This is a genomic window from Microbacterium sp. UBA1097 (assembly GCF_002313585.1).
Taxonomy (GTDB): domain Bacteria; phylum Actinomycetota; class Actinomycetes; order Actinomycetales; family Microbacteriaceae; genus Microbacterium.
This window is the reverse complement of sequence record NZ_DCBW01000013.1, coordinates 74,399-91,518: the sequence shown is the minus strand read 5'-3', so window position 1 is coordinate 91,518 and position 17,120 is coordinate 74,399. Positions and strand designations below refer to the sequence as shown.

15 protein-coding genes are annotated in these 17,120 nt (G+C 68.7%); 10 read left to right on the top strand and 5 right to left on the bottom strand.

Annotation, left to right across the window (positions count from 1 at the left end):
• Positions 1–478: nitroreductase family deazaflavin-dependent oxidoreductase (locus tag B4F19_RS03700; RefSeq protein ID WP_292726161.1), on the top strand; the 478-nt coding region annotated here is incomplete at its 5' end.
• A gap of 39 nt (positions 479–517) precedes the next feature.
• On the opposite strand, the gene B4F19_RS03695 is transcribed toward B4F19_RS03700, so the two are convergent.
• The 4 genes from B4F19_RS03695 to B4F19_RS03680 all read right to left on the bottom strand — a co-directional run bounded on the left by B4F19_RS03695 (position 518) and on the right by B4F19_RS03680 (position 5,279).
• On the bottom strand, positions 518–1,564 hold the full coding sequence (locus tag B4F19_RS03695; RefSeq protein WP_292732883.1) for an ATP-dependent DNA ligase: 1,047 nt from the start codon (positions 1,562–1,564) through the stop codon (positions 518–520).
• A 45-nt stretch (positions 1,565–1,609) separates the two neighbouring features.
• Positions 1,610–2,767 carry an AI-2E family transporter gene (locus B4F19_RS03690; RefSeq protein ID WP_292732882.1) on the bottom strand — a complete coding sequence of 386 codons (1,158 nt, stop codon included), beginning with the start codon at positions 2,765–2,767 and terminating at the stop codon, positions 1,610–1,612.
• 90 nt (positions 2,768–2,857) lie between these two features.
• On the bottom strand, positions 2,858–4,321 hold the full coding sequence (locus B4F19_RS03685) for a phytoene desaturase family protein (RefSeq protein WP_292732880.1): 1,464 nt from the start codon (positions 4,319–4,321) through the stop codon (positions 2,858–2,860).
• A gap of 280 nt (positions 4,322–4,601) precedes the next feature.
• Positions 4,602–5,279: a TetR family transcriptional regulator gene (locus tag B4F19_RS03680; RefSeq protein ID WP_292726834.1), complete on the bottom strand. Its 678-nt coding sequence runs from the start codon at positions 5,277–5,279 to the stop codon at positions 4,602–4,604.
• A gap of 136 nt (positions 5,280–5,415) precedes the next feature.
• Here B4F19_RS03680 and sucC point away from each other — a divergent pair, with 136 nt between their 5' ends.
• The 8 genes from sucC (at position 5,416) to purH (ending at position 13,944) form a co-directional block, all read left to right on the top strand.
• Positions 5,416–6,582: an ADP-forming succinate--CoA ligase subunit beta gene (gene sucC / locus B4F19_RS03675; protein WP_292732878.1), complete on the top strand. Its 1,167-nt coding sequence runs from the start codon at positions 5,416–5,418 to the stop codon at positions 6,580–6,582.
• Positions 6,583–6,609: 27 nt separating this feature from the next.
• Entirely contained in the window at positions 6,610–7,512 is a 903-nt protein-coding gene (gene sucD / locus B4F19_RS03670; RefSeq protein WP_228179129.1) for a succinate--CoA ligase subunit alpha, read from the top strand.
• 152 nt (positions 7,513–7,664) lie between these two features.
• Positions 7,665–8,099, top strand: coding sequence for a nitroreductase family deazaflavin-dependent oxidoreductase (locus B4F19_RS03665; protein WP_228179130.1), 435 nt, complete (start codon positions 7,665–7,667; stop codon positions 8,097–8,099).
• Positions 8,100–8,220: 121 nt separating this feature from the next.
• Positions 8,221–8,790, top strand: coding sequence for a hypothetical protein (locus B4F19_RS03660; protein ID WP_292732876.1), 570 nt, complete (start codon positions 8,221–8,223; stop codon positions 8,788–8,790).
• On the top strand, positions 8,787–10,376 hold the full coding sequence (locus tag B4F19_RS03655; RefSeq protein ID WP_292732874.1) for a polysaccharide deacetylase family protein: 1,590 nt from the start codon (positions 8,787–8,789) through the stop codon (positions 10,374–10,376). The genes B4F19_RS03660 and B4F19_RS03655 overlap by 4 nt, the downstream gene beginning before the upstream one ends.
• A 43-nt stretch (positions 10,377–10,419) precedes the next feature.
• Positions 10,420–11,676: a DUF6350 family protein gene (locus B4F19_RS03650; protein WP_292732873.1), complete on the top strand. Its 1,257-nt coding sequence runs from the start codon at positions 10,420–10,422 to the stop codon at positions 11,674–11,676.
• A gap of 4 nt (positions 11,677–11,680) precedes the next feature.
• Positions 11,681–12,265, top strand: coding sequence for a phosphoribosylglycinamide formyltransferase (gene purN / locus B4F19_RS03645; protein WP_292732871.1), 585 nt, complete (start codon positions 11,681–11,683; stop codon positions 12,263–12,265).
• Between the two features lie 71 nt (positions 12,266–12,336).
• A complete protein-coding gene (gene purH, locus B4F19_RS03640) occupies positions 12,337–13,944 on the top strand; it encodes a bifunctional phosphoribosylaminoimidazolecarboxamide formyltransferase/IMP cyclohydrolase (protein ID WP_292732870.1) in 1,608 nt (535 codons plus the stop codon).
• Between the two features lie 28 nt (positions 13,945–13,972).
• Here purH and B4F19_RS03635 read toward each other — a convergent pair whose 3' ends face one another.
• On the bottom strand, positions 13,973–15,391 hold the full coding sequence (locus B4F19_RS03635; protein ID WP_292732869.1) for a dihydrolipoyl dehydrogenase family protein: 1,419 nt from the start codon (positions 15,389–15,391) through the stop codon (positions 13,973–13,975).
• 216 nt (positions 15,392–15,607) lie between these two features.
• On the opposite strand from B4F19_RS03635, the gene B4F19_RS03630 reads away from it, so the two are divergent.
• On the top strand, positions 15,608–17,119 hold the full coding sequence (locus B4F19_RS03630; RefSeq protein WP_292732903.1) for a DNA-3-methyladenine glycosylase 2 family protein: 1,512 nt from the start codon (positions 15,608–15,610) through the stop codon (positions 17,117–17,119).
• Position 17,120: the final 1 nt, after the last annotated feature.

Genomic DNA, 17,120 nt, shown 5'->3' with positions numbered 1-17,120 from the left:
CGACACGACGGGCACCGAGACGACGTCGACGATCGATCAGTGGGCCGCGCGCCTGCTTCGCACGCGCTGGATCGTCCGCGCCCCGATTCCGCTGTTTCGCGCGGGGCTTGGCTGGTTGTTCGGCGGCAGGTTCGTGATGGCCGAGCACATCGGCCGCAAGAGCGGCCAGCCGCGCTACGTCGTGCTTGAAGTGATCGAACGCGAGACGAACGCGCTCCGCGTCGCTTCCGGCCACGGCTCGCGCGCACAGTGGCTCAAGAACCTCCAGGCCAACCCCGCTGCCCGGCTCTGGGTCGGTCGCTCGAAGGGCGTGGCGGCTACTGCCCGCATCCTGCCTGAGAGCGACGCAGCGGCGGTGCTTGCCCGCTATGCCCGGGTGCACCCGGATGCCTGGGACCACCTCAAGGGGGCGATGGACGAGCTGAACGGGGGAGAGACGACCATACCCGTGGTCGAGTTCACCCCGCCTTCGCGCTGATCGCGCCGCTGAGTCCGCGCCGAACCGCGCCGCTGACCGTCAGCTTTCGAGCACCGCGCCCACGTCGTACGCGCTGACAGTCTCGAGTTGGTCGTACGTGCACGAGCGCGGGTCACGATCCTCGCGCCACCGCACGAACTGCACGGTGTGGCGAAAACGCCACTTCTCGAGCTGGTCGTAGCGCACCTCGAGCACCAGTTCGGGGCGCAGCTGCACGAACGACACATCCTTGCCCGAGGTAAAGCGAGACCGCTCCCCCTCGCCGGTCACCGCGGCGCCGGCCTCGTCGCGCTCGACGAACGGTTCGAGCTCGTCGACGAGCTCCCGTCTGCGCTTGTCCGACCACGCTGCCACCCCGCCGACCTGGACGAGCTGACCCTCGTCGGTATAGAGACCGACAAGCAGTGAGCCGACCCCGCTCCCGCTCTTGTGCACCCGGTAGCCGAGCGCGACGACATCCGCCGTGCGCGCGTGCTTGATCTTGAACATCGTCCGCTTGCCCGGCGCATAGGGCTGGGCGAGGGGCTTGGCGACCACGCCGTCAAGGCCCGCCCCCTCGAATTCATCGAGCCACCGAGCAGCCCGGTCGGGGTCGTCAGTCGTGCGCGTGACGTGCACCGGATGCGGCACGTCGCGCAGCAGGTCGAGGAGCTCAGCCCGCCGGGCCTGGAACGGCTCGCTCGCCAGATCGCGCTTCCCGCGCGCCAGGATGTCGAATGCGATGAACATCGCGGGGGTCTGCTCGCTCAGCATCCGCACCCGCGAGTCGGCGGGGTGGATGCGCTGCGTCAGCGCGTCCCAGTCCAGGCGCTGAGAGCCCGGCTCGCCCAGCGCGATCACGATCTCGCCGTCGAGCAGGCACGGTTCGGGAAGGAGCCGCGCAAACGCCTCGACGAGCTCGGGAAAGTAGCGCGTGAGCGGCTTCGCACCGCGGCTGCCGATCTCGACATCCGTCCCGTCCCACGAGATGAGCGCGCGGAAGCCGTCCCACTTCGGTTCGAAGCTCAGACCGCCGGCGACCGCATCAGGCGCGGGGATACGGTCGACGGACTTCGCGAGCATCGGCTCGGGAATCGCATAGCGCATGCGGTCAGCATCCTGTCTGTCGGGGGTAGCTGTCCAGCCCGGGCGTCAGGACGGCGTCGGTTCGGTGCTCTTGCGTCGTGCCCACCGGGCGGGGGTGTTCGGGCCGTCCCACACCTGCACGATTCCCCACGCCACTGCCGTGATCGGCACGGCGAGGACTGCGCCGACGATTCCGCCGAGCACGGTGCCGACCGTCAGGGCGATCAGGATGACGAACGAATGCAGCTTCATCGAGCGCCCCATCAGCACCGGTTGCAGGAAGTTTCCTTCCAGCTGGTTGACGAGCACGATCAGACCGACGACGAACAGCGCGTTGACCCAGCCGTTGGCGACGAGCGCGACGAGCGCTGCCAGGATCCCTGCGAGGGTCGCCCCGACGATCGGGATGAAGGCGAGGAGGAAGACCAAGACCGCCAGGGGGAGGGCGAGCGGGACGCCGAGGATCCACAGGCCGATGCCGATCCCGACCGCGTCGACGAACGCGACTGACGCGGTACCTCGGACGTAGGCGCCGAGGGTCGACACCGTCTTGTCGCCGATGCGGCGAGCCCGCGCTTCGGCGGAACCGCGGAACGGGCGGAGCAGAAACTCCCACATCCGCGGGCCGTCCTTCAAGAAGAAGAAGAGCACGACGACCAGCAGGACGAAACCGGTCGCGAAGTTAGCCACGACGCTGACGCCGGCGATGGCCCCAGTGCCGAACTGGGCACTCGTGATGAAGGCCTGAATCGACGAGATCCACTCGTCGATCTGCTGCTGATCGATCCCGAACGGCAGCGTCTGCACCCATTCCCAGAGCTTCTGGGCACCGGCCTCCGCCTGGCTATAGAGCGAATCCCACTGATCGCGAACCGCCCAGACGATGAGCCAGCCGACGCCGCCGAGCAGCAGCACGATCGTGAGCAGCGCGATGAGGGTCGCGAGGATCGAGGGCACGCCGCGACGGCGCATCCAACTCATCACCGGCGCGAACGCCGACGCGAAGATCAGCGCGAGCAGCACCGGGATGACCACCAGCGTGATCTGTCGGAGTCCCCAGATGATGCCGGCCGCGAGGGCGACGACGACGATGATCTGCAGTCCCCGCGTTGCCAGCATCCCGAACTTGTCGCCCCAGAGCTTGCTGGGCGGAACGATGCCGTCGTCGGGAACCGCCAGGGCGCTGTTGCTGTCTTTGGAGGAGCCGATGCCGAACAATCCCATGGCTCGACCGTAGCTGTCGCACGGGTCCGGATGCACGGTCTTGACGCGGCGGCGAGAATCGCGCAGGGGCCTCGGGCCGCCCTTTCGCCGTCAGTCGTCGCCGAACACGTCATCCAGCGTCACCGGCAGCCCTGCCGCGTCGCCGAGCGCCGTGCGGGCAGCGTGCCAGCCGCTCATCCCGTGCACACCTGGGCCCGGCGGGGTCGATGACGAGGCGAGATACACCCCCGGCAGCGGGGTACGCCACGGATGCCGCGACACGACGGGCCTGCGGATGGCCTGGGCCAGCGTGAACGCGCCGCCCGAGATATCGCCGCCGATCTCGGCAGGGTTGGTGTGCGCACGGGTCACTGCTGTCGACGAATGCACCGCAAGTATCAGATCCCGCACGCCCGGCGCGAAGCGCTCCACTTGCGCGAGAACGGCAGCCGTGGCATCCGTGGGGGAGTCGAGCGGGACGTGGGTGTACGCCCACAGGACCGCCTTGCCGGCGGGAGCGCGCGTCGGGTCGATCACCGACGGCTGCACCGCGAGCACGTAGGGGCGCGCGGGGATGCGGCCACGGTTGACCTCGCGCTCGGCGGCGATGATCTCCTCCCGCGTTCCGCCCAGGTGCACCGTCGGCGCACGCCCCACGTTCGGGTCGCGCCAGGGGATAGGCCCTGCCAGCGCTACATCCACCTTCATGACGCCGGGTCCATACCGGTAATGACGCACGGCCCTCGCATACGCGGTCGGTAGCGCCGATGCCGTCAGCATCAGCCGCGGTGAGGTGTCGAGGATGAGCAGATCGCCGGCCGCCGGATCACCCCAGTCCAGGTCATCGAGTGACGTGACGCGCGTTCCGGTCTCGATCACGCCCCCGTGAGCCCGGATGTCGGCGGCGAGGGCCTCGGCGATCGTCTGGGCGCCTCCGTGCGGAACGGGCCACCCGCCGGCGTGGGCCTGCGCCGTAAGCAACAGACCCGCCGCTGCCGACGCCAGGGACGGCATCCAGGTGTTCGCGTGAGCCATCGCTCCCGCCAGCAGCGCTGCGGCCCGCGGTGTGCGGAAGCTCGCCGCGCCGAGGCCCGTTCCCTGCTCGAGCACCCGCAAGCCGTACCGCACAGCCGTGAGCGGATGCCGCGGCATCCGTATCAGCTGATCGCCCGTGAACGTGACGAGCTCATTGATGTGGCGTGCTAGAGGTCGCGTCATCGCGAGCCAGGCGCGGCCGTCGGGGCCGAGATCGTCGGCAGTGCGGTCGATGTCACGCCACGCGATCGCCGCGGGTCCGCGATCGAGCGGGTGCGCGTAGGAGGCGTCAGGGTTCAGCCATGACACGACGCGGTGCAGGCCGAGCGCCCGGAAGATCGGGGAGGTCAGTGCGGCCGGATGAACCGCCGAACCGACATCGTGCCGGAATCCGGGAAGGGTCAGCGCCTCGGTGCGCAGTCCTCCGCCGATCGTGTCGGCAGCCTCGAGGACTCGCACCCGCAGTCCCGCCCGGGCGAGGACCGCCGCAGCGGTCAGTCCGTTCGGTCCGCTGCCCACCACGGTCGCGTGCGCCGCCATGCCGCCAGTCTGCCACCCCCGGCGCGTCCCGTTCCGGCATCCATCGCTGTTCGCATCCGCTGCACCCGGCATCCGCTGCGCTAGATGTCAGCCGATCTCTGTTTCGGTCGCGCCGTGGTGCGGGTTCTGCGCGCGGGCACCCGCAACAGGGCGCGACCGAACGGAGAGCTTCATCGTTCGGTCGCGCCATTGTGTCGTTACCCGCTGGGGAACTCCGCACAACGGCGCGACCGAAACCTGGGCCGACGGGTCAGCGAGCGCCCCGCCCCGGCGCCTCAGGTTAGAGGTCGAGGGAGGTGTGCAGGCGGCGGGTGACTTCGGCCAGCGGCATCCGCTTGGGGAAGACCGCCACCACGACGTCATCAGGATCCGGATGCTCGGGGTCGGGGTGCACGCCGAACTTGCGCAGGAGGTCATCGAGGGCTGCGCGCAGCACCGACACCGGCACGGGTTCCCCGTCGCGAAGCAGCTGCCGCAGCACGTGGTTGTGGACGGCGGCGACGGATGCGGCGAAGCCGACGGCATCGATCGGATCAAGGCCCGGCAAAGCGCCGCGCAGGTACTCGTCGAAGAGTCGCTCGTAGCGGAACACCGTGACGATCTCGCGCTCGCGAAGTGCCGGCACCTTGCGCACCACGGAGTAGCGGCGCCGCGCGAGGTCGGGGTCGGCTGCGAAGTGTTCGAACACCGTGACCGCCGCATCGCATACCGCCACCCAGGGGTTCTCGTGCGGGTGAGACAGGTTCTCGCGCAGCTGGGCGAGCAGGAGCTCGTGGTCAGCGAACACGACGTCGTCCTTGCCGCCGAACTGGCGGAAGAACGTCGACCGGGAACTGCCCGCAGCCTGGGCGATCTGTTCCACGGATGTCGCATCGAAGCCGTTCCGGTCGAACAGGTCGAGCGCAACGGCGACGACCGCGGTCCGCGACGACGGTGTGGCGGCGGTGGTGTCGGACATGCCGTGAGCCTACCGCCGCAAGAACCGGCTCGTTCGGAACCGTTCAGTGCCGGGTAGTAGGCTGACTACTTGGTCGAACTATCTCGACATCGAGACATTCCCTCACCCACCCGACGCCGCAGCGGAGGACACCAGCGTGGATCTGTACGAGTACCAGGCACGAGACCTATTCGAGAAATACGGGGTGCCGGTGCTCCCCGGCATCATCGCCGACACTCCTGAGGAGGCGAAGGCGGCTGCTGAGAAGATCGGCGGTGTCGTCGTCGTCAAGGCTCAGGTCAAGACCGGAGGCCGCGGCAAGGCCGGCGGCGTGAAGGTCGCGAAGAGTGCCGACGAGGCGTACGAGGCTGCGAAGGCCATCCTGGGCCTGGACATCAAGGGTCACGTCGTGCAGCGCGTCATGGTCGCCGCCGGCGCATCCATCGAGCAGGAGTTCTACTTCTCCGTGCTGCTTGACCGCTCCAACCGTTCGTATCTGTCGCTGTGCTCCGTCGAAGGTGGCATGGAGATCGAGCAGCTCGCCGTCGAGAAGCCCGAGGCCCTGGCCCGCGTCGAGGTGAACCCGCTGACCGGTATCGACAAGGACAAGGCTGTCGAGATCGCGACCGCTGCTGGCTTCCCCGCGGAGCTCGTGGACAGGGTCGCGGATGCCTTCGTGAAGCTCTACGACGTCTACACCGGCGAGGGTGCGACCCTCGTCGAGGTCAACCCGCTCATCCTCGACGGCGACGGCAACATCATCGCCCTCGATGGCAAGGTCACCCTCGATGACAACGCGAGCGAGGTGCGCCACCCCGAGCACGAAGAGCTCGAGGACAAGGGCGCTGCCGACCCGCTGGAGGCCAAGGCCAAGGAGTCGGGTCTGAACTACGTCAAGCTCGACGGCGAAGTCGGCATCATCGGTAACGGCGCGGGCCTGGTCATGTCGACCCTCGACGTCGTCGCCTATGCCGGTGAGAAGCACGGCGGCGTGAAGCCCGCCAACTTCCTCGACATCGGCGGTGGGGCATCCGCGACCATCATGGCCGCAGGGCTGGACGTCATCCTCGGCGACCCGCAGGTCAAGAGCGTGTTCGTCAACGTCTTCGGCGGAATCACCTCGTGCGTCGCGGTTGCCGACGGCATCGTCAAGGCACTCGAGATCCTCGGGGACGCCGCCACCAAGCCGCTCGTCGTACGCCTCGACGGCAACCAGGTGGAAGAGGGTCGCGAGATCCTCGCCGCCGCGAACCACCCGCTGGTCACCCTCGCCGCCGGTATGGACGAGGGCGCTGACAAGGCAGCCGAGCTGGCAGCCGCCTGATCGCGAAACCGGATAAGGACTTCTGACATGTCGATTTACCTCAACAAGGACTCCAAGGTCATCGTCCAGGGCATCACCGGCGGCGAGGGTACGAAGCACACCGCCCTCATGCTCAAGGCCGGCACCCAGGTCGTCGGCGGTGTGAACGCCCGCAAGGCCGGGACGACCGTCTCGCACACCGACAAGGACGGCAACCCCGTCGAACTGCCCGTTTTCGCATCCGTCGCCGAGGCCATGGAGAAGACCGGGGCCGACGTCTCGATCGCGTTCGTGCCGCCCGCCTTCACGAAGGATGCCATGATCGAGGCCATCGACGCCGAGATCCCGCTGCTCGTGGTCATCACCGAGGGCGTGCCGGTCGGCGACACCGCCGAGGCCTGGGCCTACACGCAGTCCAAGGGCAACAAGACGCGGATCATCGGGCCGAACTGCCCCGGCATCATCACCCCCGGCGAGTCGCTCGTAGGCATCACCCCGGCCAACATCACCGGCAAGGGACCCATCGGCCTCGTCTCGAAGTCGGGCACCCTGACCTACCAGATGATGTTCGAGCTGCGTGACCTCGGCTTCTCGACCGCCATCGGCATTGGTGGTGACCCCATCATCGGCACGACCCACATCGACGCGCTCGCCGCGTTCGAGGCCGACCCCGAGACCAAGGCGATCGTCATGATCGGTGAGATCGGCGGCGACGCCGAAGAGCGCGCCGCAGCCTTCATCCAGGCCAACGTGACCAAGCCCGTTGTCGGCTACGTCGCGGGCTTCACCGCGCCCGAAGGCAAGACGATGGGCCACGCCGGAGCGATCGTGTCGGGCTCCGCCGGCACCGCTCAGGCCAAGAAGGAAGCTCTCGAGGCCGCGGGCGTGAAGGTCGGCAAGACGCCGTCCGAGACCGCCGCCCTGATGCGCGAAATCATCGAAAAGCTCTAACCGGCGAACCATTTCCGCGAACCCACATCTTCCGCGGCGAACCCACGTGTTCGCGCCACCGCAAGATGTGGGTTCGGGGGTGAGGATGTGGGTTCGGCACAAGACCGCGGACGGCTGTGCCCATGGTCGCGGGCTGGCGGTAGCCTGAAGCCATGCCACTGACCGGAGAGTACAAGCCGTCCACGTCGGAGTGGGCACGCACCCAGGCCGAGACCTATGAAGCCACGGGGGGTGCCGAAGCCAACGAGCTGCGAGGCGTGCCCGTCATCGTCCTGACGACACTCGGCGCGAAGTCCGGAGGACTGCGCAAGACCGCCCTCATGCGCGTCGAACACGACGGCAGCTACGCCGTGATCGCCTCGAAGGGTGGCGCACCTGACGAGCCCAAGTGGGCAGGCAATATGCGTAAGCACGCCACCGTCGAATTGCAGGATGGCGCGACCAAGCGTGACTACATCGCCCGCGAGGTCGAGGGTGACGAGCGTGAGCAGTGGTGGGCGCGCGCCGTCGAGGTGTGGCCCGACTACGCCGAGTATCAGAAGAAGACCGACCGGCTCATCGCGGTGTTCGTGCTCGATCCCGCCTAAGCCCGGGGCGCAGGCTGGGAGTCTGCTCGCAGTTCACGGGTTGTCCCGGCCCGCCGTCAGGTTCCGGACGCACTGAGGCGCCACAATACACACAGCGCCGCCCGTGCGCCCCGGAGCCACCATGAACGAGACCGCACGAGCCGCCGCAGCCGCTTCCGCGTCGCATCGACCCGCCCCCTGGTGGGTATGGGCGCTGGCCGGTGTCGGAGCCGCCGGAGTTCTGGCGTTTCTTGCGCTGGTCGGGGTCGTCGTGGTCCCGCCCGCCCTCGCGAATCTGCGGACGGAGGTCGCGAGCGCTCAGACCCCGGTGGTGGTCGGGTCACAGGCGGCATCCGTGACAGTCGTGGTTCCAGACGGATGGCTTATCACCCGACAGGATGACGCGCATGCGGTCATCACGACTCCTGATCGCGGGATGATCGTCGCTGTCGCGCTGAGCGCTGACGAGCCCTTGCAAGCCGCGTCGGCAGCCGGGGTAGCGTCACCGCTGGTCGAAACGCTCGCCTCAGGGCTGACCGTCGCGCATGGCGCGCCGGTGGCTCCGGCCGACCAGGACCCCACCACGATCCCGGCCCTGGTTGCCGCCGTCGGACCTGTTGCGGACGGGTCGATCGTGTTCTCCGTTTCGAGCGACGACCTCGACCGGTACCGACCAGCCCTGGCAAGCCTCCTCGAAGGAGTCAAACCATGAGGACCGCGGGGCGCCGCGTCATCCGGCCTGTCGCAGCGGCCGCACTGATCGTGTGCGCGACCGTTGTCGTCGCGGGCTGTGCGCCGGCAATCGACCCGAGCTGGACTCCGCCGGCGTGGCCGGCGACGACGTTGCAGGTCGTCGATGCAGAGCCTCAGCCGCTCAGCGCTCGGCCCGGCCAGCCTCTGGCTGCCAGCGTGTCTCCCGAGCGCATCCGCCAGGATGCCGTCGGCATCCAGGCTCGATATGCCCTGCTGCCGGGTGTCGGAGCCTTCAACGACGCCGTGCGTGGCTACGTACGCACCGCGATCGGTGCGCGTCAGGACGCGACCGGCGCCACCTACGGTCCGCAGGCGGGCGCCGCCGGTGCGGGCCTTGCCGACCGGTCCTGTGTTCCCGGATCTACCGAGATTCCGGCCGCCGACGTGCTCGCCGACCCCGCGCTTGCCGGACCTGTCGTCGGTGGCGGCTCCGCGACAGTCGTGTGTGATGTGGTCTGGGCATCGGCGAGCATGTTCGGACAGCGCCTTCGGACCGTCCTCTCGGCCTCGGATGGACAGATCAGCGATAGCGTCGACACGTTCTTCGCCGACACGGCAACCGGTGAAGTGGCGACAGCGGCGCAGGTGTGGACGCCTGATGCAGCAACGACGCTGGCCGCTGACGTATTCGAGGGTCTCCGCCGCGCCGCCGGCTCCCTGTCGCTCGCGCCGCTCGCAGACCCCGCTGCCCTCGAACGGCTGGCAGCCTCCTTCGCGACCACGATGCCCGCGGCAGCCGGTGGAATGCAGTTCACGATCCCTGCCGGGTTCACCACCGATGCGCTCGCGGCTCTCGGCATCCCACCGACTGACGCGGCTCGCACGGTTCTCGTGCCCGCAGCTGCCGCCGAACCCCTCCTCACTGACTTCGGAAGGCGTCTTCTCGCCTCGGTCGGTCAGCCGTATTCCGGACCCAGCATCCAGAACCCAGGCGATGTGCCGGTCGACTGTTCGCTGACGCCGTGCGTTGCGCTCACCTACGACGATGGTCCCAGCGACCTCACCCCGAGCATGTTGGACGCGCTGGCGGCGCGTCGCGCCAGCGCCACGTTCTTCGCGATGGGGTCGAAGGCGCGAGCCTACGCCTCGACCCTGCAGCGGATGGTGGCTGAGGGACACCTCATCGGAAACCACAGCTGGAATCATCCGTCTCTTCCGAATCTCACCGACGCGCAGATCGCTGCACAGCTCGGCGACACGTCGGCTGCCCTGCAATCGGCATCCGGTCAGCCGATCACGATGTTCCGGCCGCCGTACGGCGAATACAACGCGCGGGTGCTTTCGATCGCGCGGATGCCGGCGATCCTCTGGGACGTCGACACGGAGGACTGGAAGGGAATCGACGACGACGTGCTGATTCAGCGTGCAGTGAATCAGCCTCGACCCGGGTCGATCGTGCTGCAGCACGACATCCACGGCAACACCGCGCGCACTGTCGGAGCCGTCTGCGACGGACTCCTCGATCGAGGTTTCACGATGGCCACCATCACCGAACTGTTCCGCGGCTCGGTCCCGAACTCGGGAGCGTGGCGCAGCGCCCGGTGAGTCGACCGGTGAGTGGCCCGGGGATGGGTAAGGTCGAAGCCGCATGAACCGGGTCATCGTCTTCCTCCTCGCCGCCTTCGACGCGCTCGTCACCGTCGCCGCAGGACTCGTCGTCGTACTCGCGCCGGCGACGCTGCTGTGGGTCGTCGAGTTCGGGGGCCTTGCCCCGTGGAGCGCACTCTGGCCCACCGCCGCGAGCGTCTGGCAACTCGGGCACGTCGTCCCGCTGGAGATCACGCTCCCCGCCGACTACCTGGCAACTGCCGGCATCGATCCCGATGCGGCATCCTTCGTGCTGTCGCTCGCTCCGCTGGCCTTCGCGGGATTCACCGCCATCTCCGCAGCGCGCTCGGGTCGCCGCGCCTCGCGCTCGGGTGCGGCATTCACCGGTGCCCTCGCGGGAACCGCGGTCTTCGCAGCTGCGGCCGCCGGGATCGCCCTGACGGCCGGAAACGCCGTCGCGCACGCATCGCTTACCGAAGCGATCCTCTTTCCGGCCCTGGTCTTCGGCATCCCGGCGCTCCTCGGCGCTCTGGTCGGGGAGTGGCAGGATGCTGACCGCGGCGTCATCGCGGGGCTGCGGGAGCGCGTCGAGGACCTGCCCGAGGACTGGGCTCTCGTTCCGACGGTCATCGCCCGCGCGGGATCCATCGCGGCAGTCGGCCTGGTGGGCGTCGCGGCCCTCACCACCGCCGTTGCGATCTTCGCTCGGGGCTCCGAGATCGTCGGTCTCTACGAGGCCGCCAATGTCGACGTTCTCGGTGCCGTAGTCCTTACGCTCGGCCAGCTTCTGTACCTTCCCACCCTGATCGCGTGGGCTCTAGCGTTCGTTGCCGGACCCGGTGTCTCCCTCGGGGTGGGTTCGACGGTCGCGGCATCCGGAACCACGACCGGCGTCCTGCCCGGACTGCCGCTGATGGGCGCACTCCCCGAATCCACGTCCCCCTGGCTACTTCTGCTCGCTCTTCTGCCCGTCGGCGTTGGATCCTTCGCCGGGTGGGTTGCCCGGTCCTTCTTCGCCGCGGATGCCGAGCGCGTTTCAGCCCGCATCGTCACCGCGCTGGGGGTTGCGGTCGCCGCTGCAGGTTCAGCGGCGCTGCTGGCCGTTCTTGCCTCCGGCTCGCTCGGGCCGGGGGCGCTCGCGCAGCTAGGGCCGGAGCCCGGTCCTGTCGCGCTGGCGATCGGCATCGAGGTCGGCGTCGGTGCCGGCATCCTGTTGCTCTCACCGCGACGTCGAGCCCGTGACGACGACGCGACCGAGGCGGTGCCCACGGCGCTCCTGGAGCCCTCGGTAGACTGAGTCGGTGCTCACCGTCGCCGTTCTCATCTCCGGCGCCGGATCCAACCTTCGGGCGCTGCTCGAGGCAGCGAACGAGCCCGACTATCCGGCGCGGATCGTTGTCGTCGGCGCCGACCGCGAGGCCGAAGGCCTCGCCCATGCCGAAGCCTTCGGCATTCCGTGGTTCTTCGTGCCCTTCGCCGAGTATGCGAGCCGAGCGGCCTGGGGTGAGGCGCTTCGCGACCAACTCGCGGTGTGGCAACCCGACCTCATCGTTCTCAGCGGCCTGATGCGGTTGCTCCCCGCATCGGTCCTCGAACCCTGGGCGCCGCGGATCATCAACACCCACCCGGCGTATCTTCCCGAGTTCCCCGGTGCCCACGGTGTCCGAGACGCGCTCGCTGCCGGTGTCAGTCAGACCGGTGCGAGTGTCATCGTCGTCGACGCCGGAGTCGATACCGGACCCATCCTCGCGCAGGAGCGCATCGCGGTGCTTCCCGGCGACGACGAGGCGAGCCTTCATGAGAGGATCAAGCCGGTCGAACGCCGACTCCTGATCGACGTCGTGAGGCGCATCGCAACGGGCGAGATCGACCTCTCATCCCCCTGACTTTTCCTCTGACCAGGTCCGCGACGACGCAGCCCGCGCGGCCGATGACCACCCGACAGCAAGGAGACCCGATGGCAGGCCCCAGTCACGACCCGTCCCTGTACCGCGACCGCGACGTCGTGCCCGTCCGGCGGGCGCTGGTCTCGGTCAGCGACAAGACCGATCTCCTGAACCTCGCCGCGGCGCTTGCCGAGGCAGGTGCCGAGATCGTCTCCACGGGATCGACGGCCGCGACGATCCGGGATGCCGGTTTCGCCGTCACCGATGTCGCCGCCGTGACAGGCTTCCCCGAGTCGCTTGATGGGCGCGTCAAGACTCTGCACCCCGCCGTGCACGCGGGGCTTCTTGCCGACCTTCGCCTCGCGCACCACGAGAACCAGCTCGCGGATCTCGGCATCCAGCCCTTCGAGCTGGTCGTGGTGAACCTCTACCCCTTCGTCGAGACTGTCGCTTCCGGCGCGCAGGGCGACGACGTCGTCGAGCAGATCGACATCGGCGGTCCCGCTATGGTCCGGGCGTCTGCGAAGAACTACGCGAACGTCGCCATCGTGGTCTCGCCGGAGTCCTACGGGTCGGTGATCGAGGCAATCCGTGTGGGCGGCACCTCTCTCGCGCAGCGTCGCGAGCTCGCCGCGCGCGCCTTCGCGCACACCGCCGAGTACGACCGGGCAGTCGCCACCTGGTTCGCCGACGAGACGCTGGGGGAGGATGTCGACCTTCCGTCTCACCTGACGATTCGCGCCGAACGGATGTCGACCCTGCGTTACGGCGAGAACATGCACCAGCGCGCCGCGATCTACACGCGCACCGGTGGGCGCGGCATCGCCCAAGCGACCCAGCTGCAGGGCAAGGAGATGTCGTACAACAACTACGTCGATGCTGACGCTGCTCTGCGCGCCGCTTTCGACCTGGTCAAGCCCGCCGTGGCGATCATCAAGCATGCGAACCCCTGCGGCATCGCGGTGTCGGCGCCGAACGCGCTGGACCCGATTGCCAGCGCGCACCTGCGCGCCCACGCCTGCGACCCGGTCTCTGCCTTCGGTGGCGTGATCGCCGCCAACCGCAAGGTGACGCTGAAGATGGCCGAGAACCTTCGCGACATCTTCACCGAGGTGGTCGTCGCGCCGGACTTCGAGCCGGAGGCTCTGGAGGTTTTCCGCCTCAAGAACAACCTGCGCGTGCTGAAGCTCCCCGATGACTGGAAACAGGAGCCGATGGATGTGCGGCTCATCTCGGGTGGCCTCCTTCTGCAGGATGCCGACCGTTTTCCCGACGACATCGAGTCCGTCGCCACCGATTGGGAGCTCGTCTCCGGTGAGCGTCCGGATGCCGACGCGATGACCAACCTCATTTTCGCGTGGAAGACCTGCCGCGCCGTGAAATCCAACGCGATCGTTCTCGCGAAGGACTCGGCAACCGTCGGCATCGGCATGGGCCAGGTCAACCGGGTCGACTCGTGTCGCCTTGCGGTCGAGCGCGCAGGTGATCGTGTGCGGGGCGCTGTCGCCGCATCCGATGCCTTCTTCCCGTTCGCGGACGGACCGCAGGTGCTCATCGACGCCGGCGTGTCGGCGATTGTGCAGCCGGGAGGGTCTGTCCGCGATGAGGAGGTCGTGAAGGCCGCGCGCGACGCTGGCGTCACGATGTTCTTCACGCGCGAGCGCCACTTCTTCCACTAAGGGCTGGACGGCGGGAAGACGCTCTCACTCAGGGCCTGCCGTAGGCCTCCAGCCAGCGCAGCCATACCTCGCTGACTGTCGGGTAGGAGGGCACGGCGTGCCAGAGCCGGCTCAGCGGCACCTCCCCGACGATGGCGATCGTGGCCGAGTGCAGTAGCTCCGCGACATCCGGGCCGACGAACGTCGCCCCGACGAGCACCTCGCGTTCACGGTCGACGACCGCGCGCGCCCGGCCACGATAGTCATCCGACGCAGTGGAGGCTCCGGCGACCCAGGAGAGGTCGTAGTCCAGCACCCGGATGTTGATCCCCGCCGCTTCCGCGCGCTCGGCGGTGAGTCCCACCGAGGCGACCTCGGGGTCGGTGAAGGTCACCTGCGGGACGTGGTCGTGGTCGGCCGTCGCGACGTGGGAACCCCACCGGGAGGTGTCGACGTGAGTGCCGCGGGCACGGGCCGCGATGACGTCTCCCGCAGCGCGGGCCTGGTACTTGCCCTGATGGGTGAGCAGGGCGCGGTGATTCACATCGCCAACCGCGTACAGCCAATCGGTGTCGCGCACCAGCATCGTGTCGTCGACGTCGAGCCACCTGCCAGGTGTCAGATTCACCGATTCGAGGCCCAGGTCTGCGGTGCGCGGTACGCGCCCGGTAGCGACGAGCACCTCCGCCGCCGTCACCGACGTCCCGTCCGAGAGGCTGAGGGTGCGACCGTTCGCGTCGCGGGATGCTGAGGCGACGTCGATCCCCGTGAGGACCCGGGCGCCCTGCGCGATCAGCGACTCGGCGACCATCTCTCCCGCGAAGGGCTCCATGCCGCCCAGGAGCCCGGAACGCGCGATAAGGGTTACCGCTGTGCCGAAGCTCGCGTACGCGGTTGCCATTTCGCAGCCGACGACCCCGCCGCCGATGACCGCGAGCGAGGCAGGCGCGGATCGTGCGCTCGTTGCTTCGCGGCTCGTCCATGGTTCGATCTCTCGAAGTCCGGGCGTCTCGGGCAGCAGAGCTGCTGAACCGGTGCAGACGGCGACCGCATGGGTGGCGATGAGATCGACCACCTCGCCGCCTGGGCGGGTAACCTCGACCCGCTTGCGGCCCGCGATCCGGGCGTGCCCCCGCACGAGGTCGATGCCGGCGCTCTCGAGCCACTCGACCTGCGAGGCGTCGTTCCAGTCGTGTGTCAACCCCGTGCGCCGTGCGAGGGTCGCGGCGACGTCGAGCTCGCCGGTGACGGCTTGTCTTGCGCCGTCGACTGCTCGAGCGGCCCGCAGTACCGCCCCGCTTCGTAGCAGCGCCTTCGAAGGCATGCACGCCCAGTACGAGCACTCGCCCCCGACGAGTTCACTCTCGACGATGACGACCCGCAGGCCCCCTTGCACGGCCCGGTCGGCGACATTCTCCCCGACCGGCCCTGCCCCGATCACAACAAGGTCATACTCGCGCGCGCCCATATGCCACGGTAACCCGCCCGCCCGGGCACCGCCCCAGAAAGTGGGCGCGAATTGTCGCATCCGCCCCAGGACGCGACCAGATGCGCCCACTCTCCGAGCAGCGGGATGGCCCTGGCAGGACATGACTGGGTCAGGGCCCGCGGATGCCTCCGCTGCTGTGTCTGATTTCCGCCAGTGGGCGATGGCGGGGAGTGCGAAGCTTGACCCGTGCTCTCGATGACCTTCGACGAACGGTATGCCGCGATTCAGTCGCGTGACGGCCGTTTCGATGGTCAGTTCGTCACAGCCGTCAGCTCGACGGGCATCTACTGCCGACCGAGCTGCCCGGCACGCACGCCGAAGCCTGCGAATGTGACGTTCTATCCCACGAGCGCCGCCGCGCATGAGGCGGGGTACCGCGCCTGCAAGCGCTGCCTGCCCGAGGCAGCTCCCGGCTCCCCGGACTGGGATGTGCGTGGTGATGTCGCGGCGCGCGCGATGCGGCTCATTGCCGATGGTGTCATCGAACGGGAGGGCGTTCCCGGGTTGGCTCGTCGACTGGGCTACTCGCCGCGGCATCTGACCCGGCTGCTGACCGCCGAACTCGGAGCCGGCCCGCTCGCGCTCAGTCGCGCGCAGCGAGCACACACGGCACGGATGCTGCTCGTGGGCACCGCGATGCCGGCATCCGACATCGCCTTCGCGTCGGGGTTCGCCAGCGTGCGGCAGTTCAACGACACGATCCGCGAGGTCTTCGGTCTCACGCCGCTCGAGGTGCGCGCCAAGCGCACAGGGTTCTCGGCGCCCGGCGGCACGATCGATCTGGTGCTACCCGTGCGAGGTCCCTTCGACGCTGGCGGACTGTTCGCCTGGATGAGCGCGCGGGCGCTGCCTGGCGTCGAGGTGGCGGGAGAGACATCCTTCGCCCGTACGGTGCGTTTGGCGGCAGGCCCTGGCCGATTCGAGGTCAGGACCGACGCCGGCGGTTCGGTGCACCTTCGGGCCACGGTCACGGCTCTGTCGGACCTTGCCGCCCTCGTTGCTCGCGTGCGTCGCATCTTCGATCTGGATGCCGATCCCCTCGCGATCGACGCTGCGCTTTCGCGCGATCCGCGCCTCGCGCCGCGCGTTCGCGCGATTCCCGGCATCCGGGTTCCTGGTGCTGCGGACCCGCACGAAATGCTCATCCGCGCGATGGTCGGCCAGCAGATCAGCGTTGCCGCAGCACGCACGGCGCTGACCGCGCTCGCCGAGGCTCTCGGCGAAGAAGTGCCGGGGCCCGACGGGCTGACACGACTGTTCCCGACGATGACGGCGATCGCCGAGCGCGGCGCAGAGGTGCTGCGCGGGCCGAGAGCGCGTATTCGATCAATCGTCGGCGCCGCGGCGTCCCTAGCCGACGGCAGCCTGACCCTCACGATCGCCGACGACGGAATCGATCAGCGCCGCGCCCTCCTCGCGCTACCCGGTGTCGGCCCCTGGACTGCCGACTACGTCAGGATGCGGGTGCTCGGCGACCCTGATGTCTTCCTCCCCGGGGATGTAGCGGTGCGCTCCGGTGCCCAGGCTCTCGGTATCCCCGCGGACGGGCTCGAGGCGTGGGCTGCGACAGCCGCGCCCTGGCGCAGCTACCTGAGCGCGCATCTGTGGCGGGCCGTTCCCGCCCGCCCCATCCGAACAGCGCCCGCGCGTACCCGCACCCCCCGTACCCCTGCGCTGAGCGCGCTTGCTGAGGAGGTCCCCACATGAC

What these genes read in the sequence shown, in the direction of transcription:
- sucD (WP_228179129.1), top strand. Translation starts at nt 6,610, where the DNA reads ATGTCGATTTACCTCAACAAGGACTCCAAGGTCATCGTCCAGGGCATC.
- B4F19_RS03690 (WP_292732882.1), bottom strand. Translation starts at nt 2,767, where the DNA reads ATGGGATTGTTCGGCATCGGCTCCTCCAAAGACAGCAACAGCGCCCTG.
- purH (WP_292732870.1), top strand. Translation starts at nt 12,337, where the DNA reads ATGGCAGGCCCCAGTCACGACCCGTCCCTGTACCGCGACCGCGACGTC.
- B4F19_RS03655 (WP_292732874.1), top strand. Translation starts at nt 8,787, where the DNA reads ATGAGGACCGCGGGGCGCCGCGTCATCCGGCCTGTCGCAGCGGCCGCA.
- B4F19_RS03635 (WP_292732869.1), bottom strand. Translation starts at nt 15,391, where the DNA reads ATGGGCGCGCGCGAGTATGACCTTGTTGTGATCGGGGCAGGGCCGGTC.
- B4F19_RS03685 (WP_292732880.1), bottom strand. Translation starts at nt 4,321, where the DNA reads ATGGCGGCGCACGCGACCGTGGTGGGCAGCGGACCGAACGGACTGACC.
- B4F19_RS03665 (WP_228179130.1), top strand. Translation starts at nt 7,665, where the DNA reads ATGCCACTGACCGGAGAGTACAAGCCGTCCACGTCGGAGTGGGCACGC.
- B4F19_RS03630 (WP_292732903.1), top strand. Translation starts at nt 15,608, where the DNA reads ATGACCTTCGACGAACGGTATGCCGCGATTCAGTCGCGTGACGGCCGT.
- B4F19_RS03650 (WP_292732873.1), top strand. Translation starts at nt 10,420, where the DNA reads ATGAACCGGGTCATCGTCTTCCTCCTCGCCGCCTTCGACGCGCTCGTC.
- B4F19_RS03680 (WP_292726834.1), bottom strand. Translation starts at nt 5,279, where the DNA reads ATGTCCGACACCACCGCCGCCACACCGTCGTCGCGGACCGCGGTCGTC.
- B4F19_RS03660 (WP_292732876.1), top strand. Translation starts at nt 8,221, where the DNA reads ATGAACGAGACCGCACGAGCCGCCGCAGCCGCTTCCGCGTCGCATCGA.
- B4F19_RS03695 (WP_292732883.1), bottom strand. Translation starts at nt 1,564, where the DNA reads ATGCGCTATGCGATTCCCGAGCCGATGCTCGCGAAGTCCGTCGACCGT.